Below are 21,812 nucleotides of genomic sequence, written 5' to 3'. Positions count from 1 at the left end.
GATCGTACTAGCGGATAGTGTTCCTATCAACGTTTCTGCTCGCTTCGACGTTCGGAACCGCGTCCCCCGGTCGTGGGTGTTCCAACGGGCGAGACGTTCGCCGTGTATCTGTACACTTTTGTAGCGACCTGCTCCCTCTAGGACTATGCTGTCTGATACCGACGAGTGGGTCCCCGATTTCGTTATCGTCGGCCCCCAGAAGTGCGCCACGACGTGGATGTACGAGGGGCTGGCCGAACACCCCGAGGTCTACGTCCCCGATACGGACTCCGTCCATTACTTCGACATGGGGTACCACCGCGGTACGGAGTGGTACCGCCAGCACTTCCCGGCGGACCCCGATGAATACGCGGTCATCGGGGAGGAGACGCCGTCGTACATCCGATCAGAAGTGACTCCCGAGCGGATAGCGGAGCTGAACCCGGACGCGAAGCTACTGTTCTCGCTTCGGAACCCGGTGGACAGGGCGTTCTCTCACTACTGGCACGAGAAGTCGAAGGGGAAGATATCCTTCGAGTTTGAGGAACTCTTCGAGAACTACGACCTCTACGAGAACTGGATTCGACCCGGGATGTACGTGGACCACATCGAGCGTTTCGAGGAGCATTTCGACTCGGACCAACTCAAGCTGCTGTATTTCGACGACCTGGTCGCGGACGACGAATCGTTCATCGAATCAGTGTACGACTTCGTCGGTGCGGACCCGACGTTCCGACCGTCGATACTCGACGAGCGGGTCAACGACGCCAGGCGGAGTTTCGGTATCAACGCCGTCGACAAGGCCTACTATCGGGCGGTGAACTTCGTTTATCGAAACTTCGGCGAGTCGATCAAGCGACCGATTCGACCGCTCCACGAGTTCGTTCAGAGCGGCGACCTCAGTAACCCGTTCCAGTCCGAATCGGAATACGAAAAGGGAATGAATCCCGAGACGCGACGGCGTCTCGAAGAGATATACCTACCCAAGACCAAGGACTTAGACGAACGGGTGGATAAGACGTTCGAACACTGGTTCGAACACGTGGATTACTGAGGACGGAGAGCTCGTGATTCCGCTCCAGCGACTCCATTGGCGCGCTCGACAGGCCGTAGACGAGGTCGGGTTCCGAATTGGCAGATCCGTCCCAGTCGTCGCGTTCATGTATCATAGCGTACACCCCGGCGCCGAGAAGGAGTGGGGGCCGTGGCAGTACGCCGTGACGCCGGAGACGTTCGAGCGACAGCTCGCGTATATCACCACCGAATACGACGTCTCGTCGCTCTCGGACCTCCTCGAATCGTGTCTTGCAGGGTCACCGCCGGCCGAACCGACCGCTGTCATCACGTTCGACGACGGCTACCGGGACAATCTGACCGAGGCGCTCCCGCTACTGGAGCGGTACGAGGCACCCGCCACCGTTTTCGTCGCCGGAAAGTATCTCGACGGGATGTCTCCGTACGAGTATCGGCTCGCGGCGAAGTTGCAGTCTGCTACCGGCGTGGCCGTCTCTATCGGCGGGGAAACGGTCGATCAGCCACTCACTGACGACGAGAGCCGACACGACGCGTACGAGCGCCTTCGAGCGACGCTGAAGTTCGAACGATCCGATGTCCGAGACGCAGTCATAGCGCGAATCGACGGGACGACTACCGCCGCTCCGGCGATGTTGAGCGGTAACGAGCTACGGCGACTCGATACCCACCGGCTGATCGAGATCGGCGCGCACGGGTACGAACACGTCCCGTTGACATCGCTGGACGAGGACGCGCTCACATCCGACGTTCTGCGTTCGAAGACCGAGCTAGAGCGGTACCTCGACCGAGATATCGAACAGTTCTCCTATCCCTATGGTGCCTGCTCCGAAGCGGTCGCCGAGGCGGTCGAACGTGCAGGGTTCCGATCGGCCGTGACGACCGTCCCACGTCGCATATCAGCGGCCGCTGTTTCGGGTTCCCGATTTCGAATCCCCAGACTCGACGGGGCGACAGTATCAGTCCCGCGGTATTGATAACAGTCGAGTCGGATGCAGCCATTATGCAGAACGCCAGCCGCCCGACATTTCTCATCCCCGGCGTCTCGCGTGCCGGGACTACGACGCTTCACGACTATCTTTCCGAACACGACGATATATTCATGCCGGCAGCGAAGGAACTCCGGTTCTTCGATCGAGACGAGAACTACTCCAGAGGGACTGAGTATTACGAGCAGCAGTTCGCGAATCACGACGGCGAGACGGCCGTCGGCGAGGCGTCGCCACCGTACTGGTATCGGGGCATCACGTTCGATTCGAACCGCAACTACCGCTTCGACCCCAGCGACGATCCTCCGGCTCGTATCCGCGAGCAGTACCCCGACATCAAGCTGATATTCACGCTTCGTAACCCGATATCACGGGCGTACTCTCAGTACTGGAAGAACGTTAGGCAGGGACGGGAACGGGTGTATCCGTTCAGCGATGCGATCGAGGCCGAGATAGAGGGAAGCCGCGACCACCGAGACACCGCGATGTGTTGGTACTACAAGAACCAGTATTCGACTCACTTAGAGCGGTGGTTCGACCTCTTCGACGAGGACCAGATACTCCTGCTGATATTCGAAGAGTGGATCGGTGACCCGCCCGCCGCGTTGGATCGGATCTGTGAGTTCCTCGACGTCGAGCCACCGGAGCAGTGGCGTGATACGGACCGACAGAAGAACGAGACGAAGACGCCGAAGAACCTCCGTCTCAACGAGATTTATCACGACCACCTTCGCTGGACCGGTATCGGCGAACTCATCTACTACCTGAATCTCCGGACGGGATATCCCGAGATGGACTCCGAAATGGAACGATATCTCGCCGACGCCTTCGAGTCGGAGATATCGGCAGTCGAGAGGATCATCGGGCGGAAACTGGACGTCTGGCGGAACGATCCCTTCTGAGAAAGTACCCGGTCGCTACGACTGTGTCCGGTCGAAACTACTCACGCTCTCGTACTCCCACACCAGGTCGAAGTACCGCTTCATCCCCGCGACGAACGATCCGTTGTCGGTCAGCGCGGCCTGTCGCATGTGGTTCGGCACGTCGGGTTCCTCGACGAGCAGTATCGCCTCGCCGCCGGCGTAGTCCATGCTCGGGTCCACCAGGGTGCCGCGCCACGGGAGCTTCTCGGTGCTGAAGCGGACCGCTATCTCCGGGAACTCGTCGGCCAGTCGCTCCACCACCTCTGCTTGCACCGCGGCCTTCTCCGGCGGGAGTCGGTCGGGGTGGAGAAAGAGGACGGCGACGTCGACACCGCGTTCCACGGCATCGGCGAGCGCCCGGTCCACGCTGTCGAGGTAGGCGAAGCTGTTGGTGATGACCCGCAGCGTCTCCTCGGCGCGGTCGTAGAGGCGGCGCGTCTCCCGCTCGCTCGGGTCGCCGACGTCGACGACGTGGAACAGTTCGGCCGTCGGCGAGATGTCCTCGCTCGCGCGCTCGTAGCGGGGGCGGTACTCCGAGAGGAAGGCCTCCCGGTACTCCTCGACGTCGCTGGCGAAGCCCTCGAAAGACTGTCGCCTGTTTTCGACGGCGCGGTCGAGGATCTCGGCCGGCGACTTCGGTTGGTACTCCTTCGGACGGCCCGGGATCACCTTGATGAACCCGCGGTCGGCGAGCGAATCGAGGACGCCGTAAACGCGGGCCTTCGGGATGCCGCTGGCCTCCGCGAGGTTCGGCGCGGTCGTCCGGCCCAGCGAGAGGAGTTCCTCTAACGCCGTCGTCTCGTACTCGGTTAGCCCAACGCGGTCGAACACGTCGGACGCATCGGCCATACGGAGTGGTTCACCTCCCGGTACGTAAAACGCGCGGGGAGTCGCCGGAACGTATTTATCAGTTGACGCGGATAGTTACTCGCAACGTGAGTAACCAGAGACAGGCTCCGCGCGGTCGGCGGGACGGCGACGTAGGCGACACTGACGGCGACCTCGACGACAGCAGCGACGGCCGCGACGATCACCTCGACGGCGTCGAAGACGGCTGTGGCTGTACGGAAATCTGGGAACACCTGAGCGAACAGCGGGATGGCGACGCGGACTGAGGGTTCGGCGTCTCGTAGCCGGCTGAACGTCCGAAACGGGTGGGACTGAAAGGGGCCGGTCGCTCGGCGGATGAGACGAAGGAAGGACCGCAAGGAGCGAAGCGACTGAGGACCACAGCGAGTCGGAAGAGCCGAGCGGGCGGGGACTTTCTGGCCGTTTTGAACGACTACGTTGCCGTTGACCGATCACTCACGTACTGCCAGACGCGGACCCGCATTTATTTGGGTGCGCGTGGCCGACGTTGGGTCAATGGCCGACCGCGACGACGTCTGCGTCCTCCTGCCCGCCTACAACGAATCGGAGACCATCGAACCCGTCGTCTCCGGGTTCCGCGAGGCGGGGTTCGAGAACGTCCTCGTCATCGACGGCGGGTCGAGCGACGACACGCGCGAGCTCGCGGCGGCGGCGGGCGCTCGCGTCGTCGAACAGACCGTCGGCGGCGAGGGCTCGGGGAAGGGACAGGCCGTCCGCGAGGCCGTCGAGCGCCACGTCGATCAGCCGTACGTGCTGCTCGCCGACGCCGACATGACGTACCGGCCCGAGGACGCCGACCGGATGTTGGAACCGCTCTTCGAGGGGCGGGCCGAGCACGTCATCGGCAACCGCTTCGCCGATATGCGATCGGGCGCGATGACCCGCCTCAACCAGACGGGCAACACCGTCATCAACTGGGCCTTCTCGGTCATCCACGGCCGCTACCTCTCGGACATCCTCTCGGGATACCGAGCGTTCACCGCCGAGTCGTTCCGCCGTCTCACGCTCAACTCGGAGGGGTTCGGCATCGAGACGGAGATGGCCGTCGAGTGCGTGAAACACGGCGTCCCGACAGCGGTGGTCCCCATCACCTATCGGCCGCGGCCCGACGAGTCCGAGACGAACCTCCGGCCGTTCCGCGACGGCGCGACGATCATCGTCACGCTCTACCGGATGGCCAAGACGAACAACCCGCTGTTTTATTTCGGCAGCGTCGGGTTCGGCTCGATCGGTCTCGGCGTCCTGCTGGGGGCGTTCGTCGTCTACGACTACGTCGTCAACAGCATCTCGCACGAGGTCATCGCGATGGTCGGTGGCGTCGCGATCCTCCTGGGGCTCCAGTTGCTGATGTTCGGCGTCCTCTCGGACATGATCGTGACCGTCAACAGAGAGCAGACCCGACGGCTCGAAGACATCGCGAACCGCGTCGGCACGGACCGACAGTCCGGGCCGCCGGCGGAGACAGTAGGGAGCGCCGACGCGGACGCTACTGCCGATTCGGCGGACACAGAGGAGGGTGAGGGGGCCGAGCGCCCCGAGATGGAGACGGAAACGGAGACCGCCGTGACGACGAACGACCGGCAGAACTAGAACGGGACCAGCGAGCGCAGCTGCGAGAGGATGCTGTTGCCGGTCGCCTCGCGCTTGCGCTCGAACACGGGGTGGAGCGCGTTCAACAGTGCCTGCTCGTTCTCGAATCGCCCGAGGTCGATCTCGTCGAGAGCCTCGCCGACGGTCGTCGTGTGTCCGGCGGCGTCGTACGGCACCTCGACGTGCCCGACCCGCTCGCGTACCTCGCGCTCGTCAGCGGGATACTCGATATCGGCGTCCGACAGGGCCGCGTCTAGCGCCGCGATACCGAACTCGATGACGTCCGGGTCGTCGTTGTCGTCTGCGGGTGGCCGTACTCCCATCAGTACCTCTATCGACCTACCGGGTGGAAAAGGCTGTGTTCTCGGTTACTCGCGAAGTACGAGACCTCTTATTCGTCGCACGCCGCCAGCCACTCGCCGGCCCAGCACTCGATCTCGTCGAAGACCGGACAGAGCGACTCGCCCTTCGGCGTCAGCTTGTAGTAGGTCGCGACCGGGGCGTCTTCCTCCAGTCGCCGCTCGACGAACTCCATCTCCTGTAAGTCGTCGAGGACGCGCGAGAGCGTCCGCGAGCTCGCGTCCGTCGCGCGCTTGAGTTCGTTGAACCGGCGTTCGCCGCCCTGGAGTTCGTGGAGGACGACCAGTCGCCACTTCGAGCCGATCTGTTCGAGCGATTCGACCAGCGCGCAGGGGCCGTCATCGGCGTCGGCCGCCTCCTCGGAGAAGATTTCTGATGACATCGACGTTACCTGGTATCGACTATGTCCGGGAAGCGATATATAGGTTCGCATCCGAACCAAGTAACGTAATGAAACCACAACTCGCTGCACGGTCGACCCGAGCTCGAACTGCCGTCGTCGTCGAGGTGCAACACTGATGGCCTTCGAAACTGCGGGATCGGCCGAGCTGTTCCTGCTCGGCCGGCTCCTCTTCGGCGGCGTCCTCGCGTTCACCGGGCTGAATCACTTCCTGAACGCCGACGGGATGATCCCCTACGCCGAGGCGAAGGGGCTGCCAGCGCCCGCGGCGGCGGTGTACGGGAGCGGAGGGTTACTGGTGTTCAGCGGCCTGCTCGTCATTCTCGGCGCGTACCCCGTCGTCGCGGCGGGCGCGCTCGCCGTCTTCCTCGTCGCCTCGGCGGTGACGATGCACGACTTCTGGGCCGTCCCGGAGGACCAGCAACAGGACGAGATGACGCAGTTCCTGAAGAACGTCGCGCTCGCGGGCGGCGCGCTCGTCGTCCTGACGGTCGCGGGCACGTCCTGGCCCTACAGCGTCGGTATCGGTCTGTTCTGAACCGGGGCCATCGAACACGTTCTGATCGCTCACCGTCGCCGACATCGCCGCCACATCTAAGCCGTCGCCGTCCCGAGAGTGGGTGAATGATGCAGTCGTCGCTGTGGGGGGCGGTGGCCGCGGCACCGTTCCGGCCGCTCGCTGTCGTCGTCGCCGTCGTCGTCGTGTTGGTCGCGCTGCGCCGCCTCGCCGGCGGGCGACTGCTGGACCCGCTCCGCCGTCGCCTCCTGTTCGGCGTTCCGTGGGGGACGCTGCTGACGATGGCGGGCGTCCTCGCCGTCTACTGGTTCGTACAGGGGGCCTGGTGGTACTCACGTCCGCTCGTGACGCCGTTCCGGACGTGGTCGTACTTCTACCCGCTCGGGATGCTGACCGGTCCCTTCACCCACGCCGGCCAGGGTCACATCACGGGCAACCTCATGGCGACGCTCGTCTACGGCACCGTCGTCGAGTACGTGTGGGGCCACTACCCGCGAGAGCGGGGCACGCAGACGTTCTCCTCGCTCGCGACGAACCCGTTCGCGCGGATCCTCGCGGTTCCGGCGGCGATGGCCACCGTCGGCGTGTTCACGGGCGTCTTCGCCATCGGTCCCGTCGTCGGCTTCTCCGGCGTGGTGTTCGCGCTCGCCGGGTTCGCCCTCGTCACGCGTCCGTTCCTCTTCCTCGGTGCCTTTCTCGCCAACCGCATCGTCGACCTCGTCTACACGGCGCTTCGCTACCCCGAACCGACCGTCGGCGGCGCGACCCGCTACATCACGCCCTGGTGGGCCGACATCGCCATCCAGGGTCACGCCATCGGACTGCTGGCCGGCGTCGTGGTCGCGGGGCTGCTCCTCCGGACTCGCGAGAGGCGGCCGCGGCCGACGCGCGTCTTCTTCGCCACGCTCGTCTTCGCCATCGCGAACGGCCTCTGGGCGGTGTACCTTCCGGTCGGCGGCGGTCGGTTCACGCTGTACCGCTGGCTCGGGACGGGGCTGGTCTTCCTCCTCGCGCTCCTGCTCGCCGCCGGAGCGAGGCCGCTCGACGGTCGATTCCCCCGCTTCGAGTGGCACGGCCCCTCGATCGCGACGATCGCGATCGTGGTCGCGCTCGGGGCGCTCTGTCTGGCGTCGGTGCCGACGAATCTCGTCCAGATCGGCCCCGACGACGTGCCCGAGAACGGGGTCGAAGTCAGGGACTACGTCGTCACCTACGACGAGGGCGTCCGCGACGCCTACGTCGGTTCGGTTCCGACGCCGTTCGGCGTCGGCGAGGCCCAGACCAACGTCACCCAGAGCGGCGTCGTCGTCGTCAACGCCGACCGAGAGGTGTGGATCGCGGCGGTGCCGAAGGGGCGGCTCTCCCTGAACAAGCGCGTTCCCGTGATCGTCGGCGGCGTGGGCTGGCGCGAGACGGTGTACGCCAACCGCACGGGCTGGTCGGTGCTCGGAAACGACACCGTCTACCGGGTCCAACTCCGCCGCGAGGGCGGCGAGCGTCGGACGGCGTTCACGTCGCCGCCGTCGACGGCCGACGCGACGATCGCCGATAGGAACGTCACGATCCGCCCGAGCGAAGACGGGTTTCGGATCGCGGTCACCCGCGCGAATCAGACCGTCGGGCGGGGGCCCGTCCCGGCGAACATGACGACGAGCACCATCGGCGGCCTCACGTTCGACCGGAATCGAACCCGACTATACGCCGGTGAGAACGGGACGCGCGTGATCGTCGCGGAGAAGCGGAAACCGCGGAATTGACGAGGGACGCGCCGCTCGCCCGTCTCAGTCCCAGGCGATGCGATACACTTCGGCGGTGATGACCTGCGAGTCCCGCTCGTGGAAGTCGAACTGGCGGGGAAGGTCGAACTCGGCTTCGAAGGCGTGGGTCACCTCGCCGCCGTTGTCCGCGGCGAAGGACTCGACGAACTCGCGACTGCCCTCGTTGTGGATGGAATACGAGACCTCGGACACCTCGGCGGCCGTTTCGAGAAAGCCGCGGTCGGCGTGTTCGTTGCCCGACTGCGCGCCGAAGGGCGGGTTCATCACGACGGTGGTCTCCTCGGGGGGACAGAGCGGTGCCCGCGTCGCGTCCGCGCGCACCCACGAGACCGACGTGGTCGAGCCGACCTTGCGCTCGTTCGTCCGGGCCGTCGAGAGCGGCGCGGGGTCGATGTCGAGGCCGACGACGGTGTCCGGTCCTCTGAGTGCCGCGCCCAGGGCCAGCATGCCGGTCCCGCATCCCAGGTCGACGACGGTGCGGTCCTGCACGTCGCCCTGGAGGTCCGCCGTGTGGACGAGATGCGCCGCCAGTTCCGGGGGCGTCCGGTACTGTTCGAGGTCTGCCCGTGGGTCGTCGAATCCCGCGACGACGGCGAGTTGCTGGGCGAGGGCGCTCTTTGTCGGCATCAGCGGGGATACGCCAGATTCATCCAAAAACCTTTGGGAATGTCTGGGAGTTATTCGAACCCTCTCCCGGCGGCGCGCCTCACCACGTCCCGTGGAAGGTGTCGAACTCCAGGGCGTCGAGCGGCTTCTCGCCGATGGCGATCTCGTACTCGCCGGGGGTGAGCATCGGCTTCTTGAACTGCGGGCCGTCGTCGGTCGTGATGCGCGGACAGCCGGTGTTGACGTAGGCGTCCATCCCGAAGTTGGTCAGGCGGTCCGGCGTCACCTCGTCCATCGTGATGAGGTAGGCGTCGTCGTTGTTCTCGACGATCTCCTGGGCCTGGTCCCAGCGGCCCTGCCCGATCTTCGTACAGAAGATGACGCCCCACTGTTCGGCGTCCATCGCCTTGTGGACCGAGGCGTAGCGCTGTTTCATGAACTGCTCCGTGTCGGCGACGGTCAGGGCGTTGTTGACGGGGTCCGCGATGACGACCTTCTTGTCGGGGTGTTCCATCGCCAGGCCGAGCGGGTGGAACTTGCCGCCGCCGACGTAGAGGATCTGGTCGGCGTCGACGTCGGCGCTGGCGTAGTTACAGCCAAGCACCTGCCCCTCGTGGGTCAGGCGGTCGTCGCCCTTGCGGACGTGGACCTCGTAGCCCCGTTCCTCGAGCCACGAGCGCATCTCGTCGAACTTGTTCATGTGCTGGGCCGTCGTCACGAGGCCCACGTCGGGGTCCTCGTCCGGACTCGCCAGTTCCTCTTCGGTGGCCCGCTCCATCATCGGGAAGACGTCGACGTTCGAGAACAGCGGGACGTAGATGATCTTCTCGGACTCCTTCATCGGCGAGTGGCCGAAGTGGACGAACACGTCGGTCCGGCGCATCATGTACGTGTCGAGGTCGCAGGCCCCGTAGCAGGGCTGACCCGACATCATCACTTGCACGTCGTCGGGAAGCGTCTCCCGCAGGTCGTCGGTGACGGCGGGACCGCGCCGCTTCAGCCCCTCGGGGAACTGGAGTCCGACCGTCTCGGCGTCGCGCTCCTCGACCGCCTCGACGATGCGGTCGATCTCGTAGTCCCACTCCCGGTCGTGTTTCAGCGAGAGGCCCGTGTTTCGGAGGTCGCCCTCGGTACGCTCTTGGCTCATTGAGACGGCTTACTGCTTCGCGGTGTAAAACCTCCGCGCTTCTGGGCTACGGACTATTGTAGTCTCTTCCCGGTATCGCCAGCTCCGGTACGGCGATTACCGGTAAACAGCCACGACAATTCGTAGGTGGGGTTTCGGCAAGCCTATACATCGCCAGTCCCAACCCCGGGACATGAGCATCGAGAGCGACACCGCCGCCGACCCGACCGACGACAGCGTCGAGGAACTCGCCACGGAGTTCGGCGAGGCCATCACCGAACTGCCGGTGTACCAGCGCTACCTCGAAGCCAAGGAGACCGTCGAGAACCACGAGGAGGCCCAGGAAGCCATCCAGGAGTTCGAGCAGCTCCGCGAGGAGTTCCAGCTCGCCCGCCAGACCGGCCGCGCCTCCCAGGAGGACCTCCGGAAACTGCAGGACGCCCAAGAGGAGCTTCACGACATCCCCGTGATGAGCGAGTACCTGCAGGTCCAGAACGACCTCGAACTCCGCCTGCAGGAGCTCAACGAACTCGTCTCCGAGCAGTTGGCCGTCGACTTCGGGCAGAAGGCCGGCGGCTGCTGCGAGGACTGACGCGGAGTCCCCTTTTAGGAAGTCCCCCCCCCTCGGCCGCCGATCCGAGGTGCGGTTCGCCTCGCTTGAAACTGCGAGGAACCACCACAACACATATTTGAATCGTCGTGCGAGAGACGTGTCGTGCGCGAACTGCTCTCCAATCGGACCTTCCTCCGCCTGCTCGTCGGCCGGCTGGTGACCAACGCCGGCGACAGCATCTACTACGTCGCGGCGCTGTGGCTGGTCCACGACCTCACCCAGTCCACGTTCTACACCGGCGTCGCCTCCTTTCTGGTGATGGTCCCCGGCCTGCTCTCCTTCGCGGTCGGGCCGCTGGTCGACGACGTGGAAGTCCGGTGGGCGCTCGTCGTGACGCAGGCCGTTCAGGGCCTGCTCGTGCTGACGATCCCGGTCGCGGCGTGGTTCGACGCGCTGACGGTCGAACTCGTCCTCGTCGTCATTCCGCTGGCGTCGCTCGTGAACCTCGTGACCTACCCGGCGCAGTCCGCCGCGCTCCCCCGCGCCGTCGGCCGGGAGAACCTCTCGTCGGCCAACGCGGTGTTCAACACCGCCCACGAGGGCGTCAACATGGCGTTCAACGCGGTGGGCGGCGTCCTCGTCGGACTGGCCGCGGTCGGTGCCGTCGGGGCGTTCCTCGTCGATGCGGCGACCTTCGGCGTCGCGATCCTGCTGTTCGCCGGTCTCACGCTGCCCGGGCGCAGGGGCGCTCCGGACGCGGACACCGACGCGCACGCCGACGACACGAACCCCGGCGACGGAGTGTCGGCCGCGTCCGACGGCGGCGGGGACACCGAGCGAGAGGGTTCCGACTCGGAGTCGCTCCGCGAGCGGACGCGGCGATACGTCGGCGACTTCCGCGACGGCCTCGCGTACCTCCGCGGGACGGCGTTCGTTCCCGTCTTGCTCCCGCAGATCTTCATCAGCTTCGCGACCGGGATGATGCTCGCTATCCTCCCGGCCTTCGCCGAGCTCCGCGGGAGCGCCGGCCTGTACGGCGTCCTGCTGTCGGCGTTGGCCGCGGGCGCGCTCGTCGGGTCGGTGCTCTCTGCGCGACTCGACCGCGTACCCTACGGCTACTTCATGCTCGGCGGGACGGCGCTGACCGGCCTCGCGTGGATCGGCGCGGGTCTCGCGACGTGGACGCCGGCCGTCGTCGCGTTCTTCGCGCTCGCGATCGTCTACTCGGGCGGCAACAGCGTCCTCTTCGATACGCTCGTCCAGACGGTCGTTCCGGAGCGCAAACTGGGGCGGGTGACGAGTTCGATGTCGACGCTCCAGCAGGTGGCGACGCCGTTCGGATCGCTCCTCGGCGGCGCGGCGGCGGCCGTCGTCGGCCCGGTCCCCATCGTCCTGTTCGTCGGCGGCGCGAACTTCCTCGGGACGCTCTACTTCCTCTTCTCGGGGTCGCTCCGGGCGCTCCCGTCGGTCGCGAGCGTCGAGTACGGCGACGACCGCATCGAGGAGTTCCGGAGTCCGTAACGACTTAGCCCGCCGCCGTCGCAGACAGGGACATGACGGTTGATTCCGACTGGGACGACTGGCTCCTGCGCGCCGTCGAGGACGCCGACCCCGACGGGCTGGCCATCTGGTATCTGGGCTGTAACGGCTTCATCGTCAAGTCCAGCGGCGATACGACGGTGTTCATCGACCCGTATCTCGGTATCGGCGACCCGCCGCGCACGGTCCGCATGGTACCGGTGCCGTTCGATCCGACGGACGTACAAGAGGCCGACGCGGTGCTCGGCACCCACGAGCACACGGATCACGTCCACGGTCCCTCGCAGGCCCCGATCCTCGCGGGCACGAACGCGGACTACTACACCACCGACAGCGGTCACGACGTCATCCGCGAGGAGGCGTGGATGGATAACTGGTCGGTGACCGACGACCAGCTCCACGAGGTCGAGGAGGGCGACGCGCTCGAGATCGGCGATCTGACGATACACGTCGAACCGGCGAACGACCCCGACGCCGAGCATCCGGTCTCCTACGTCTTCGAACACGAGTCGGGGACGTTCTTCCACGGCGGCGACGCCCGCCCCGGCGACTTCGAGGCGGTCGGCGAGGCGTACGACATCGACCTCGGCGTCCTCGCGTTCGGGACCATCGGTATGATCGACGACAGCGATACCGGCGAACCGACGCGCACGCAGTGGTACAGCGACGAGAACATGATCATCGAGGCGGCGAACGAACTCCGACTCGACCGGCTGCTGCCGAGCCACTGGGACATGTGGAAGGGCATGACGACCGAGCCGACGGTCCTGCACAACCACGCCAACAGTTTCGAGTACCCCCGATCGCTCGAGATCGCGAAGATCGGCGATCGCGTGGACCTCTGACGGCGGCGGTCGAAATCAGCGCTTGCGAGAGGCGAAGTAGCTTTAATACTGCGGGGTATGGATTAACAAACATGAGTGATTCGCAAACATATGAAGAGGTTACCGTCGCCTCTGATGGGGTCACCGTCACCAAGCGGTTCGAGGCCGACGAGTTCCCCGTGCCCGCGATCGCGTTCAACGTACAGTCCCGTCGAACGGAACCGGTGACGCTTCGCCTCGTCGACGAGGTGCCCGAGGACGTGGCCGTCGAGGACCTCGGCTTCCACCCCGAGTACGGCTCGGAGTACTGGGACATCAACGAGGACCGCATCGCCTTCGAGAAGGAGGTCGAAGCCGACGCGGACTACACGACGGTCTACGGCATCCGCGCGACCGGCACCGACGACGTCGAGAAGTTCCTCACGGAACCGAAGATCGAGTCCGTCGACCCGCCGACTGACGGGGACGACGCCGACCTGGTTGGCGGCGGCGACGACGCGGTCAGGGACGTCATCGCGGGCGACGCCGACAGCGTCCCCGGACTGGAAGACGAGGACGACGAGGACATCGAGACGCTCGACCTGAAGGACCCGAACCGCCCCGGCGGCGGTGACGGGGCGACGCACGGGGACGGAGACGAGGCGGCACCCGACGTGGAGGACGGCGTCGTCGCGGCGATGGCCGACGAGATTCGACGACAGAACGTCTCGCCCGAGGACGTAAAGCTCCTCCAGCGAGCGCTCGATGCCGTCTCTGAGGACGACGAACCGACGGACGGCGTCAACGAGGCGCGTATCGAGCGTATTCAGGGAGATATATCCGACCTCCGTGCGTATACCGACGCGCTCGAAGAGTTTCTCGCTGAAAATGGGACCGGAGATCAGATGATCTCGGACTTTAGTGATCGTCTGGAGCGATTCGAGTCCGAGCTCGCCAGTTTCGAGTCCGATATTCAGAGCGCGAAGTCGACCGCACAGTCGGCGAGCGAGGATGTCTCTCGCCTCGACGACGAAGTCCAGACCGTCGAATCGGACGTAAACGACGTGGAGGGGACCGTCGACGAGCTGGACGACCAGCTCGACGACCTCGAATCGGAACTCGACTCGCTGCGCGAGGAGATCGGCGACGGCGAAGTGGACGAGCGCCTCACGACCCTCGAGGACGAGATCGAGGAGCTCAAACAGTGGCGCGAACAGCTCTCGTCGGTCATCGGCGGCGGCAACTGAACCCCGCCGGGGCTCCTCGTTCGAATCGAACTGGTTTTACCGCTCGCTCCTGTCGATCGCCGTAATGACGACGACCAGGGTGGCCGTGCCGCGAAAGGGCAGGCCCCTCGAAGCCGTCCTCGAACGGCTCGCGTCTCGGACCGGGACCGCCGAGCTGGCCGACGACATCATCTCGACGCTTCGCTACGAGAAGGCCATCACCAAGGGGAACCAGCGCGCCGACGACGACGTCTACCATCGCCTCGCCGAGTACTCGACGCTCTCGGACCCGCGCCGACCGGAGTACACGCTGCTCCGGGACGACCGCGACGGGATGCCGCGCCGCGTCGTCTTCGACAGCGTCACCGTCCCGACCGACCACGGCGACGTGCAGCTGATCGGCCGCGAGGAGCCGTTCCGCGCCCTCCGGACCCACGAGTTCGCGCTCGGCTTCGACAGCGCCGACCTCGTCTTGGAGGAGGTCGTCCAGCTCCGGGACGACCCGCTCACGAGCATCGGGGAGATAAACGACCGCATCGACCCGCTCGATACGGACGTCCGGGTGGTCACCGGACTCGGCGATACGGTCTATCACACGCTGTTGGCGCTGCCCGGCGTGATCGACGCCCAGAACCGACCGCTGAACCGTGAATTCGTCGCCGAATACGAGGGGGAGCTCTGTATCTCGCCGCGCTACGAACGGCTCGTCGAGGCGGTGCTGGGAACGGCGGCCCTGGACGGTATCACGTTCACCTACCCCGATAACGGCAACGAGGAGGAGGCCGATATCGCCGCGACGGGCATCGGCGTCTACCTCACGGTGACGGGATCGACCGCACGCGACCACGACCTGGAACTCGGCGAGCGCCTCTTCCCGAGCGAGACCGTCCTCCTGGAGAACGCGAGCGAGGGCGACGACACCACTCGGCGAGTCGCGGACCTCTTTACCGCTCCCGAGGAGACGGCGCTGCAGTCGGTCTGAGTCCCGGTTCACGGGCCGGTACGAACCGGTTATTCCCCCGCGTTAGCGTTCCCGGTACCAGTGAGCGACCGCACAGGCGGCGACGGCGAGGAGGACGCCCCCGGTGAGGAGTTCGGCGGCGAGAATCTGCCCGGCGACTCGATTGGCGAGAACGCCGACCGCCCCCGCGACCGCCACCGCGGCGTAGTAGCGATACCACGCTCGTCCGGCGTTCGCTTCGCCGTCGACGTAGCCGCTGAGCACCGTCGCGTTGGGGCCCAGCGCGATAGTGCCCGTCTCGCGGTCGAATTCCACGATTCCCAGCCCGTCCATCTTCGGGAGGTGACACTGATAGAGGGAGACGTAGACGCGCTTTCGCTGCTGCTCTTCGAGCGAATCGACCGTCGTGTCGTTCTCCCGGGCCGCGACCTGTTCGGAAACGGAACTGACCGAGACCCGGGCGTCCTCCGAGGCGAAGAGCAGCGAGAGAGCCGCGCGTCTGCGCTCGTTTTTCAAGACGTCGAACAGCTCGCTGTCGGTGAGAGGCGCGGCGGTCGAGTCCGCCGCGCGTCCCGCAGCCTCGTCACCACCCTCGCCGGCGGATTCGGTCGCTCCGTCGGCCTCGCTCGGCGCGTTCGACTTCGATCTCGCCTGTGGATTCGCGTTATCTGTCACGGGTAGTTGAATTTCGGGAACGGGGTCCAGCGACGGTGCGGTAGCGACGGTTCCACTTCTTATCTGACAATCGAAGTATATAGTTCTTTACCATTTTCTAACCAGTTCGGTAGCGAGGCGAACGGCTGTCGAGACCGTCCCGACGCGTCGCGAACGGCGGTATCAGGTTCGGATCTTGCTGCCGCCGAAGGCAGTAATCCGGCCTGTCTCGGGAGTAACGACGCTGTAACAAATGGGTGTCCGATTATCGGTACGTTCGTGTCGTCTCGGACGACAGCCAGATGAACAGCCTCCTCACCAACCGCAGTGACGGATGCGATGGAACAAAACAATACAGAACTCTCACGCGACCGCGTCTTCGACATCCTCAGTAGCCCGCGCCGTCGGTACGTCCTGTACTTCCTGCGGACCGAGCCGAACCCGATCCAGCTGACCGACCTCGCGGAGCACGTCGCGGCCTGGGAGAACGACACGACGGTCGAGGAGCTCTCGACACAGCAGCGCAAACGCGTGTACGTGTCACTGTATCAGACACATCTCCCCAAGCTCGCGGACTCCGGTCTCGTCGAGTACGACGAGGACTCCGGAGAAGTGTCGATCTCGCGGAAGGCGTCCGAGATCGACCCGTATCTCGGCGAGCAGTCCGAGGAGCCGCGCTGGTACCTGTACTATCTCGGGTTGGCCGTCCTGAGTACGCTCCTCATCGCCGCGTCCGTCGCCGGACTCGGCGTCGCGGAAGGGACTGTCGCGATGATAGTGGTCGGTGCGTTCGTCGTGTTGACCGCGGTCCACGTCGTCTACCGCTGGCGAGAACGCCCGCCACCGGTCGAATTCACCGAGTGAGATCGCCCCGGCGCGGTCACTCCTCGTCTTCGGGGAGTAACTGTTCGGGCTTTCGCAGGTACACCGGCGTGTTCGCGAACTCGGCCATCCGTTCCAACTCCTGGTCCGTGATGTGCTCAGGCATCACCGGCGACAACCCCTCCTTCGGGGTTAGTAATTAAGTTCATAGGACAGATAATGTAGTTCATACTTTACGAGTCAGACGGCGGGGTTCACGTCCGTCGACCGAGCGGAAAAACCACCAGACGGGAGCGGTATCGTCCCGGAGTATAATCAGTATAACAATACGGAAACGCTCCTCAGCGGCTGGCGTGAGACACTCAACTGCAGTCGCTCCGAGGAGCGGATAGCCGATGTGGCCGTGGGAACACCTCGCCGTCGGATACCTCGTCTACTCGCTGTACGTTCGTGTCCGCGGGCGGGAGCGCCCCAGCGGCGTCGACGTCGTCGCCGTCGCCGTCGGTTCGCAGTTCCCCGACCTCGTCGACAAACCGCTCGGCTGGGGGACGACGCTGTTGCCCTCGGGGACGTCGCTCGCACACTCGATCCTGTTCGCCGTCCCGATATCGCTCCTGGTCGTCGCGGTCGCGCATCGGTACGGCCATTCCTCGGTGGGCGTCGGGTTCGCGCTCGCGTACCTCGCACACCCGCCGGCCGACGCGGTCTACTCGTTCGTTCTCGGGGGGCACCTCAGGCTCGGCTTCCTGCTCTGGCCGGTGGTCCCGGCCCATCCCATGGAGCCGACGGCGATCTTCGCCCGCGCCGGCGAGCTGTTCGTCGAGTTCGTCGGGATTCTCGGCACGCCCATGGGGTATCGGTTTCTCGCGCTGGAAGCGCTGTTGCTCGGGGTAACGTTCATCCTGTGGTGGGACGACGGGTGGCCCGGCCTCGATCTGCTCCGACCGCGCGCGAACAGTCGGTAAGGGCGCGCTAGTTGCCTTCGTCGGTCGCGTCTGACGGAGCCTTTATTACGCTGTGCATCGACCTCCTGTTAGCTCGATGAACGGCAACGACTCCGGCCATCCTGAGCAGGCACAGGCATGGGAACTACCCGGTGGTGAGTTGGCTGACGCGGACGCGGCCAAACCGACTTACGACCCGATGACCGACACGTACACGACGACTGTCTCGTTCGCGGACGTCTCGCCGAGTATCGCGGTCGCCGAGGCGCTGGCGACTGTCCGTCACTGCGAGACGACGGCGCTCAGCCCGCTGTACGACGAGATAGACACGGACGCGCTCGACGCGATCATCACGGGGAGCGGCGACTCGGTGAGCGTGACGGCCACGGTCGACGGGTTCGAGATCGTCGTCACCAGCGGCGGGAAAATAGAGATTTCGCCGCCGGAATAACGGTACCTAGCGATACCGATCGCCTCGAACGGCTTGGTGGGCCGTTCGGGCGTCGGCTTACGCTTCTCTGCGCCCGTATCCCATCAGCAGCGCCGCCACGACCGAGAGCAGCGCGACCACGGCGGTGAAGCCGGGACCGTCGCCGCCGGTCGTCGAGGTCGGGGTCGCGTCGGTCGTCACCGCGTCCTCGCCGTCGGCCGTTCCCGACGCCGCGACGTCGAGCGTGCCGACCTGCGTGTCGCCGACGCCGATGGCGTGCGTCCCGGCGGCCGGCGAGAGCGTCGCGGTGAACGTCCGCTCGCCGCCCGGCTGGACGGTCAGGGTTCGTTCGGTGACGGTATCACCGTCGACGGTGACGGGGACAGTCGTCTCGACGGGCGCGGACCCGGCGTTCCGAACGGTCGCGGTCACGGTGACCGTCTCACCGGCCGAGACGGCGTTCGTCGAGAGCGAGCCGCCGGTCTGGGCGGCCGTGACGGTCCCGAGCGCGAGCGTGGAGAACCGATCGGTCTCCGCCCGGTAGGTCACGTTCTCCGCGGTGGACGAGACGCGAGTCGTCGGCAGCGCGTTCCACGTCCCCGCGTCCTCGTCGTATCGGTAGAGGACGACGTCGGCCTCGGCGGTCTCGCCGAGCGCGGCTCGGGACACGTCGACGGTGACCGCGCCGCGCTGAATCGACTGATCGACCGTGGTTCCGTTACTCTGTAGGGACGGGCTGAGCGCGAAGCCGTGCTGAACGGCGAGCCCGTCGGCGGGCGGGCCGCCGGCGGAGAGGTTCGCCGTTCGCGTCGCCTCGAGCCACAGCGTCCCCGACCCACCGGCGTCGACGGACACCGTCCGGAGAGTCGCGTCCGCCGCCCCCATCTCGAACTCGAAGGGGACCGTCTGCCCGGCCATCGCGTTCTGGGCGACGCCGACGTAGGTGTCGTTACCGATCTGCACCGTGTTGCCGTCGGCGTTCGCCGGCGGCACGACGGTCAGGGACTGCGCGGCCCTGTCACCGAGGGCGACGGCGTACTGGCCGGTCCGGTTCGGCGTCATGCTGACGCTGAGCGTCCGCATCTCGTAGGGCGCGAGCGTCGCGTTGTACCGGACGGTCTCGGTGCCGTCGACGACGATCGGTTCGTCGAACGTCCCCGCGGCGTCGCCGAAGTTGGCGACGGTCACCGTATGCGTCACGGACGTCCCGAGCGTCGTCGCGGACTGGTTGAGTCCGCCGTCGAGCACGCGGAGCGACGACGAAGCGGGAGCGTCCGGGGCGTGGCCGCTGTGGCCCTCGGTCTCGTCATCGGTGGTGTCGCTCGTCTCGTTCGCGGCGGTCTCGTTCCCCGTCGCGCTGTCGTTCGCGCTCTCGTTCTCCGCGACCGCGCTCGCGCTCACCTGGTAGGAGAACTCGCCCTCGTAGTCGTCGCTCGCGACGATGACCGTGTAGGGCCGCTCCTGTTCGATGACGTACCGGAGCGTGACGTCCTGTCCGGCGTACGGAGCGACCTTCTGGGCCACGACTCGGTTGTTCGGGCCGATCAGGAACAGCCCGGAGTCGGCTGCCGAGGAGTGAGTCAGCTCGATCTCCTGCCCGACGGGTGCCGAGAGCGAGAGCTCGGCGTATCGGCCGTGGAACTGCTCGCTCTCCGGGTTCGACTCGTCGACGGTGCCGACGACAGTCTCACCCAGCTCGATGGACGTCCGGTCCTCGGCGTCCAGTCGGTGCAGCGAGAGCAGGTACTCGTAGCTGTCTTCCGGGAAGTGACTCGTCACCTGGATGGTGTAGGTCCCGTCCGCGGGCAGCCGCGTCACGATCTCGGAGTTGTTGCCCGTCCCGCCGTCCTCGTTGTGCGAGAGGCGCTGGCCGTCGGGACCGACGAGCACCATCGAGGTGTCGGTCGGGCCGTAGAGGCTGATGTTGACCACGTCCCCGGCCTCGCCCTCGAACGAGACCGGCTCGTAGTACCACTGGCCGCTGTGGCCGTTCTCGGTCGGATTGTCTCGTATCGCGTCGACGCTGTCGACGGCACCCCTCACGGTCTCGCCGTAGGCTATCTCGCGCGTGTCGTCTCCCGGCGCGGCGGCGACGGCACCCACGCCGGCGATCGGCGCGGTGAGCGCCACCAAGAGGACCACGCCGACGGTCGCGAGGCGTGCGGTCATCGGTCACCCCCATCTCGGGATTCCGAACTGCTGTCTGTATCGGACATCACAGCGAGAGAACAGGAGACTATGGTATAGTTACCCACTCTGTACGGGGCCTCGCTGGGGCGTACGGCCCGAATAACGGGTTCCGCGGCGGTTGGGCCACCTAGGTCTCGATTTCTCGCGGTAACCGCTCCCTTCGACCGTTGCAGCGGGCCGTTATACGGCCTGTTACCAATGCACGTCCCGACCACTACTCACCGGTGACCTCCGATCTCGCCGCGAACGTCGGATTCCTTCGGGACTCCCGACTGCGATACGACCACGTACTCTGGGGCGTCGTGTTGGGGGCATCGAGCGCCGACGTCGCCCTGACGCTGGTCGGGCTGTCGCTGTGTTTCAGCGAAGCGAACCCGGTCGCGAGAGCTATCCTCGACGTCGCGGGCGGTGTCGGGTTACTGGCCCTGAAAATCGCCGCGCTGGGCGTGTTGTTCGCGGTCTGTCGCCGCCTCGATACGACCTATCGGCGCGCGGCGCTGCTCGCGTTCTCGCTGCCGCAACTGTACGCCGTGGGCCACAACGGGCTGTTGCTGGCCCGCTACGCGCACCTCTGCAGTTAGGGACGGTCGTCGGCGAGTATCTGAGAGGGGAGCTCGCTGGGCGTGCGCGCTTCGAGGTACGCGACCGCGTCGTCGGGTGTGCAAGCGACGCCGTCTATCAGACTGGGGAAGACGCCGACCAGTTCGTCCTCGGCGTACAGCGCAATACAGCAGTGCGGGGGGACGATACGCCGGAACGACTCGTCAGTGACGCTCGACGTCACCTTCGAGATGCGGAAGAACGGCGAGATGGAGACGTCAGTTTTCGCGGCCAGTTCGTAGAACTCGCCGATCGCGGCCGAGATTCGCTCGCCGGCCCCGACCTCCGCGAGCGGGCCGCCGGTCGCGACGCTGTCTCCCCAGACATGCAGATCGATATCCGCGAGCTCGCCGTCCGCGACGAGCGCCCTGAGTCGTTCGACCAGGGTATCCTGTTTCTCTTTACATCCCACGGGCGCGAGAGAGTGGACGAACACCTCGACGCGGAGGTCCGTTTCGCCGGAAGGCAACAGCCTGTCGAGGCGTTCGTGGGACTCACCTGAACTCATTGGTCTCGGATCGGGATGTCCCGAGCACGGTATTAAATACACACAGCCTTTTCGGGGCTAAGAAACTCTTACGAACGTTCTCCCCGAGACTCCCGGACGAATCGCGTTGGGGGAGAGCGGACAGCGCAGTTCGGACGACGACGCCCGCCGTCGCGTGGCCTGAGTGGGGGGGTGGGGTGGGTGAGTTGGCAAGGGATGGACCGGTTGGCCAGTACGTGCAGTGTCGCTCTCCCCGCGTTCTGACTGCACGGGCTAGTTGTATTGTTATTCCCTGGTTAGCGGCGGTAGGCAGTCGTTCGTCCGCCGGACGGGACGAACTGTTTCACTCGAATATCGAATCTGGAAACGCGAGAAGACGACGTATAACTACTGTCTCCTCGTGTGAGTATCCGGCGTGATGTTCGCATCGAAA

The 21,812-nt window shown here is 65.6% G+C and carries 24 protein-coding genes; 16 read left to right on the top strand and 8 right to left on the bottom strand.

Features of this window, described 5'->3' with window-relative positions:
- The first annotated feature begins 145 nt into the window (after window positions 1-145).
- From GO488_RS02765 to GO488_RS02755, 3 genes are all read left to right on the top strand, one after another.
- Window positions 146-1,033, top strand: coding sequence for a sulfotransferase domain-containing protein (locus GO488_RS02765; protein ID WP_162316273.1), 888 nt, complete (start codon window positions 146-148; stop codon window positions 1,031-1,033).
- Between the two features lie 106 nt (window positions 1,034-1,139).
- Window positions 1,140-1,988 (top strand): polysaccharide deacetylase family protein, encoded by an 849-nt coding sequence (locus GO488_RS02760; protein ID WP_162316272.1) that lies wholly within the window; start codon window positions 1,140-1,142, stop codon window positions 1,986-1,988.
- Between the two features lie 26 nt (window positions 1,989-2,014).
- A complete protein-coding gene (locus tag GO488_RS02755; RefSeq protein ID WP_162316271.1) occupies window positions 2,015-2,902 on the top strand; it encodes a sulfotransferase family protein in 888 nt (295 codons plus the stop codon).
- Between the two features lie 15 nt (window positions 2,903-2,917).
- On the opposite strand, the gene GO488_RS02750 is transcribed toward GO488_RS02755, so the two are convergent.
- Window positions 2,918-3,772, bottom strand: coding sequence for a TrmB family transcriptional regulator (locus GO488_RS02750; RefSeq protein ID WP_162316270.1), 855 nt, complete (start codon window positions 3,770-3,772; stop codon window positions 2,918-2,920).
- Window positions 3,773-3,858: 86 nt separating this feature from the next.
- Between GO488_RS02750 and GO488_RS02745 the strand changes: the two genes are divergently transcribed.
- Together GO488_RS02745 and aglJ are read left to right on the top strand one after the other, a co-directional pair.
- A complete protein-coding gene (locus tag GO488_RS02745) occupies window positions 3,859-4,038 on the top strand; it encodes a hypothetical protein (RefSeq protein WP_241692882.1) in 180 nt (59 codons plus the stop codon).
- Between the two features lie 250 nt (window positions 4,039-4,288).
- Window positions 4,289-5,383, top strand: a complete 1,095-nt coding sequence (aglJ, locus tag GO488_RS02740; RefSeq protein ID WP_162316268.1) for an S-layer glycoprotein N-glycosyltransferase AglJ — start codon at window positions 4,289-4,291, stop codon at window positions 5,381-5,383.
- Here the strand turns inward: aglJ and GO488_RS02735 are convergent.
- Entirely contained in the window at window positions 5,380-5,706 is a 327-nt protein-coding gene (locus tag GO488_RS02735) for a DUF5789 family protein (RefSeq protein WP_162316267.1), read from the bottom strand. The two genes, aglJ and GO488_RS02735, sit on opposite strands and share 4 nt — an antisense overlap.
- 68 nt (window positions 5,707-5,774) lie before the next feature.
- Window positions 5,775-6,125, bottom strand: coding sequence for a winged helix-turn-helix transcriptional regulator (locus tag GO488_RS02730; RefSeq protein ID WP_162316266.1), 351 nt, complete (start codon window positions 6,123-6,125; stop codon window positions 5,775-5,777).
- Window positions 6,126-6,261: 136 nt separating this feature from the next.
- On the opposite strand from GO488_RS02730, the gene GO488_RS02725 reads away from it, so the two are divergent.
- Both GO488_RS02725 and GO488_RS02720 read left to right on the top strand, forming a co-directional pair.
- Window positions 6,262-6,681 carry a DoxX family protein gene (locus GO488_RS02725; protein ID WP_162316265.1) on the top strand — a complete coding sequence of 140 codons (420 nt, stop codon included), beginning with the start codon at window positions 6,262-6,264 and terminating at the stop codon, window positions 6,679-6,681.
- A gap of 86 nt (window positions 6,682-6,767) precedes the next feature.
- Window positions 6,768-8,417 carry a rhomboid family intramembrane serine protease gene (locus GO488_RS02720; protein ID WP_162316264.1) on the top strand — a complete coding sequence of 550 codons (1,650 nt, stop codon included), beginning with the start codon at window positions 6,768-6,770 and terminating at the stop codon, window positions 8,415-8,417.
- Between the two features lie 24 nt (window positions 8,418-8,441).
- On the opposite strand, the gene GO488_RS02715 is transcribed toward GO488_RS02720, so the two are convergent.
- Window positions 8,442-9,065 (bottom strand): METTL5 family protein, encoded by a 624-nt coding sequence (locus GO488_RS02715; protein ID WP_162316263.1) that lies wholly within the window; start codon window positions 9,063-9,065, stop codon window positions 8,442-8,444.
- 79 nt (window positions 9,066-9,144) lie between these two features.
- On the bottom strand, window positions 9,145-10,191 hold the full coding sequence (dph2, locus tag GO488_RS02710; RefSeq protein ID WP_162316262.1) for a diphthamide biosynthesis enzyme Dph2: 1,047 nt from the start codon (window positions 10,189-10,191) through the stop codon (window positions 9,145-9,147).
- A 172-nt stretch (window positions 10,192-10,363) separates the two neighbouring features.
- On the opposite strand from dph2, the gene GO488_RS02705 reads away from it, so the two are divergent.
- The 5 genes from GO488_RS02705 to GO488_RS02685 all read left to right on the top strand — a co-directional run bounded on the left by GO488_RS02705 (window position 10,364) and on the right by GO488_RS02685 (window position 15,273).
- Window positions 10,364-10,762, top strand: coding sequence for a YlbF/YmcA family competence regulator (locus GO488_RS02705; RefSeq protein ID WP_162316261.1), 399 nt, complete (start codon window positions 10,364-10,366; stop codon window positions 10,760-10,762).
- Window positions 10,763-10,885: 123 nt separating this feature from the next.
- The gene (locus tag GO488_RS02700) at window positions 10,886-12,244 is read left to right on the top strand and encodes an MFS transporter (protein WP_162316260.1); all 1,359 of its coding nucleotides are present in this window, start codon (window positions 10,886-10,888) and stop codon (window positions 12,242-12,244) included.
- Window positions 12,245-12,276: 32 nt separating this feature from the next.
- A complete protein-coding gene (locus GO488_RS02695; RefSeq protein WP_162316259.1) occupies window positions 12,277-13,107 on the top strand; it encodes an MBL fold metallo-hydrolase in 831 nt (276 codons plus the stop codon).
- Window positions 13,108-13,178: 71 nt separating this feature from the next.
- Window positions 13,179-14,312 carry a hypothetical protein gene (locus GO488_RS02690; protein WP_162316258.1) on the top strand — a complete coding sequence of 378 codons (1,134 nt, stop codon included), beginning with the start codon at window positions 13,179-13,181 and terminating at the stop codon, window positions 14,310-14,312.
- Window positions 14,313-14,376: 64 nt separating this feature from the next.
- Window positions 14,377-15,273, top strand: coding sequence for a phosphoribosyltransferase HisG-related protein (locus GO488_RS02685; protein ID WP_162316257.1), 897 nt, complete (start codon window positions 14,377-14,379; stop codon window positions 15,271-15,273).
- A 42-nt stretch (window positions 15,274-15,315) separates the two neighbouring features.
- On the opposite strand, the gene GO488_RS02680 is transcribed toward GO488_RS02685, so the two are convergent.
- Window positions 15,316-15,927: a DUF7344 domain-containing protein gene (locus GO488_RS02680; RefSeq protein WP_162316256.1), complete on the bottom strand. Its 612-nt coding sequence runs from the start codon at window positions 15,925-15,927 to the stop codon at window positions 15,316-15,318.
- A 318-nt stretch (window positions 15,928-16,245) separates the two neighbouring features.
- Between GO488_RS02680 and GO488_RS02675 the strand changes: the two genes are divergently transcribed.
- The 3 genes from GO488_RS02675 (at window position 16,246) to GO488_RS02665 (ending at window position 18,123) form a co-directional block, all read left to right on the top strand.
- The gene (locus GO488_RS02675; protein WP_162316255.1) at window positions 16,246-16,770 is read left to right on the top strand and encodes a DUF7344 domain-containing protein; all 525 of its coding nucleotides are present in this window, start codon (window positions 16,246-16,248) and stop codon (window positions 16,768-16,770) included.
- A gap of 353 nt (window positions 16,771-17,123) precedes the next feature.
- Window positions 17,124-17,693: a metal-dependent hydrolase gene (locus GO488_RS02670; RefSeq protein WP_162316254.1), complete on the top strand. Its 570-nt coding sequence runs from the start codon at window positions 17,124-17,126 to the stop codon at window positions 17,691-17,693.
- A gap of 76 nt (window positions 17,694-17,769) precedes the next feature.
- Window positions 17,770-18,123 carry a HalOD1 output domain-containing protein gene (locus tag GO488_RS02665; RefSeq protein WP_162316253.1) on the top strand — a complete coding sequence of 118 codons (354 nt, stop codon included), beginning with the start codon at window positions 17,770-17,772 and terminating at the stop codon, window positions 18,121-18,123.
- 57 nt (window positions 18,124-18,180) lie between these two features.
- Here GO488_RS02665 and GO488_RS02660 read toward each other — a convergent pair whose 3' ends face one another.
- Window positions 18,181-20,271, bottom strand: coding sequence for a pre-peptidase C-terminal domain-containing protein (locus tag GO488_RS02660; protein ID WP_162316252.1), 2,091 nt, complete (start codon window positions 20,269-20,271; stop codon window positions 18,181-18,183).
- Window positions 20,272-20,516: 245 nt separating this feature from the next.
- Here GO488_RS02660 and GO488_RS02655 point away from each other — a divergent pair, with 245 nt between their 5' ends.
- Window positions 20,517-20,873 carry a DUF5658 family protein gene (locus GO488_RS02655; RefSeq protein WP_162316251.1) on the top strand — a complete coding sequence of 119 codons (357 nt, stop codon included), beginning with the start codon at window positions 20,517-20,519 and terminating at the stop codon, window positions 20,871-20,873.
- Here GO488_RS02655 and GO488_RS02650 read toward each other — a convergent pair.
- Window positions 20,870-21,400 (bottom strand): HTH domain-containing protein, encoded by a 531-nt coding sequence (locus GO488_RS02650; RefSeq protein ID WP_162316250.1) that lies wholly within the window; start codon window positions 21,398-21,400, stop codon window positions 20,870-20,872. The two genes, GO488_RS02655 and GO488_RS02650, sit on opposite strands and share 4 nt — an antisense overlap.
- Window positions 21,401-21,812 lie beyond the last annotated feature (412 nt).

The sequence above is a fragment of the Haloarcula limicola genome (assembly GCF_010119205.1).
Taxonomy (GTDB): Archaea; Halobacteriota; Halobacteria; order Halobacteriales; family Haloarculaceae; genus Haloarcula; species Haloarcula limicola.
Note: the sequence above shows the minus strand (reverse complement) of the source record. Positions and strands in the feature narration are given on the sequence as shown.

What these genes read in the sequence shown, in the direction of transcription:
- GO488_RS02765 (WP_162316273.1), top strand. Translation starts at nt 146, where the DNA reads ATGCTGTCTGATACCGACGAGTGGGTCCCCGATTTCGTTATCGTCGGC.
- GO488_RS02760 (WP_162316272.1), top strand. Translation starts at nt 1,140, where the DNA reads ATGTATCATAGCGTACACCCCGGCGCCGAGAAGGAGTGGGGGCCGTGG.
- GO488_RS02755 (WP_162316271.1), top strand. Translation starts at nt 2,015, where the DNA reads ATGCAGAACGCCAGCCGCCCGACATTTCTCATCCCCGGCGTCTCGCGT.
- GO488_RS02750 (WP_162316270.1), bottom strand. Translation starts at nt 3,772, where the DNA reads ATGGCCGATGCGTCCGACGTGTTCGACCGCGTTGGGCTAACCGAGTAC.
- aglJ (WP_162316268.1), top strand. Translation starts at nt 4,289, where the DNA reads ATGGCCGACCGCGACGACGTCTGCGTCCTCCTGCCCGCCTACAACGAA.
- GO488_RS02735 (WP_162316267.1), bottom strand. Translation starts at nt 5,706, where the DNA reads ATGGGAGTACGGCCACCCGCAGACGACAACGACGACCCGGACGTCATC.
- GO488_RS02730 (WP_162316266.1), bottom strand. Translation starts at nt 6,125, where the DNA reads ATGTCATCAGAAATCTTCTCCGAGGAGGCGGCCGACGCCGATGACGGC.
- GO488_RS02725 (WP_162316265.1), top strand. Translation starts at nt 6,262, where the DNA reads ATGGCCTTCGAAACTGCGGGATCGGCCGAGCTGTTCCTGCTCGGCCGG.
- GO488_RS02720 (WP_162316264.1), top strand. Translation starts at nt 6,768, where the DNA reads ATGATGCAGTCGTCGCTGTGGGGGGCGGTGGCCGCGGCACCGTTCCGG.
- GO488_RS02715 (WP_162316263.1), bottom strand. Translation starts at nt 9,065, where the DNA reads ATGCCGACAAAGAGCGCCCTCGCCCAGCAACTCGCCGTCGTCGCGGGA.
- dph2 (WP_162316262.1), bottom strand. Translation starts at nt 10,191, where the DNA reads ATGAGCCAAGAGCGTACCGAGGGCGACCTCCGAAACACGGGCCTCTCG.
- GO488_RS02705 (WP_162316261.1), top strand. Translation starts at nt 10,364, where the DNA reads ATGAGCATCGAGAGCGACACCGCCGCCGACCCGACCGACGACAGCGTC.
- GO488_RS02695 (WP_162316259.1), top strand. Translation starts at nt 12,277, where the DNA reads ATGACGGTTGATTCCGACTGGGACGACTGGCTCCTGCGCGCCGTCGAG.
- GO488_RS02690 (WP_162316258.1), top strand. Translation starts at nt 13,179, where the DNA reads ATGAGTGATTCGCAAACATATGAAGAGGTTACCGTCGCCTCTGATGGG.
- GO488_RS02685 (WP_162316257.1), top strand. Translation starts at nt 14,377, where the DNA reads ATGACGACGACCAGGGTGGCCGTGCCGCGAAAGGGCAGGCCCCTCGAA.
- GO488_RS02675 (WP_162316255.1), top strand. Translation starts at nt 16,246, where the DNA reads ATGGAACAAAACAATACAGAACTCTCACGCGACCGCGTCTTCGACATC.
- GO488_RS02670 (WP_162316254.1), top strand. Translation starts at nt 17,124, where the DNA reads ATGTGGCCGTGGGAACACCTCGCCGTCGGATACCTCGTCTACTCGCTG.
- GO488_RS02665 (WP_162316253.1), top strand. Translation starts at nt 17,770, where the DNA reads ATGAACGGCAACGACTCCGGCCATCCTGAGCAGGCACAGGCATGGGAA.
- GO488_RS02660 (WP_162316252.1), bottom strand. Translation starts at nt 20,271, where the DNA reads ATGACCGCACGCCTCGCGACCGTCGGCGTGGTCCTCTTGGTGGCGCTC.
- GO488_RS02650 (WP_162316250.1), bottom strand. Translation starts at nt 21,400, where the DNA reads ATGAGTTCAGGTGAGTCCCACGAACGCCTCGACAGGCTGTTGCCTTCC.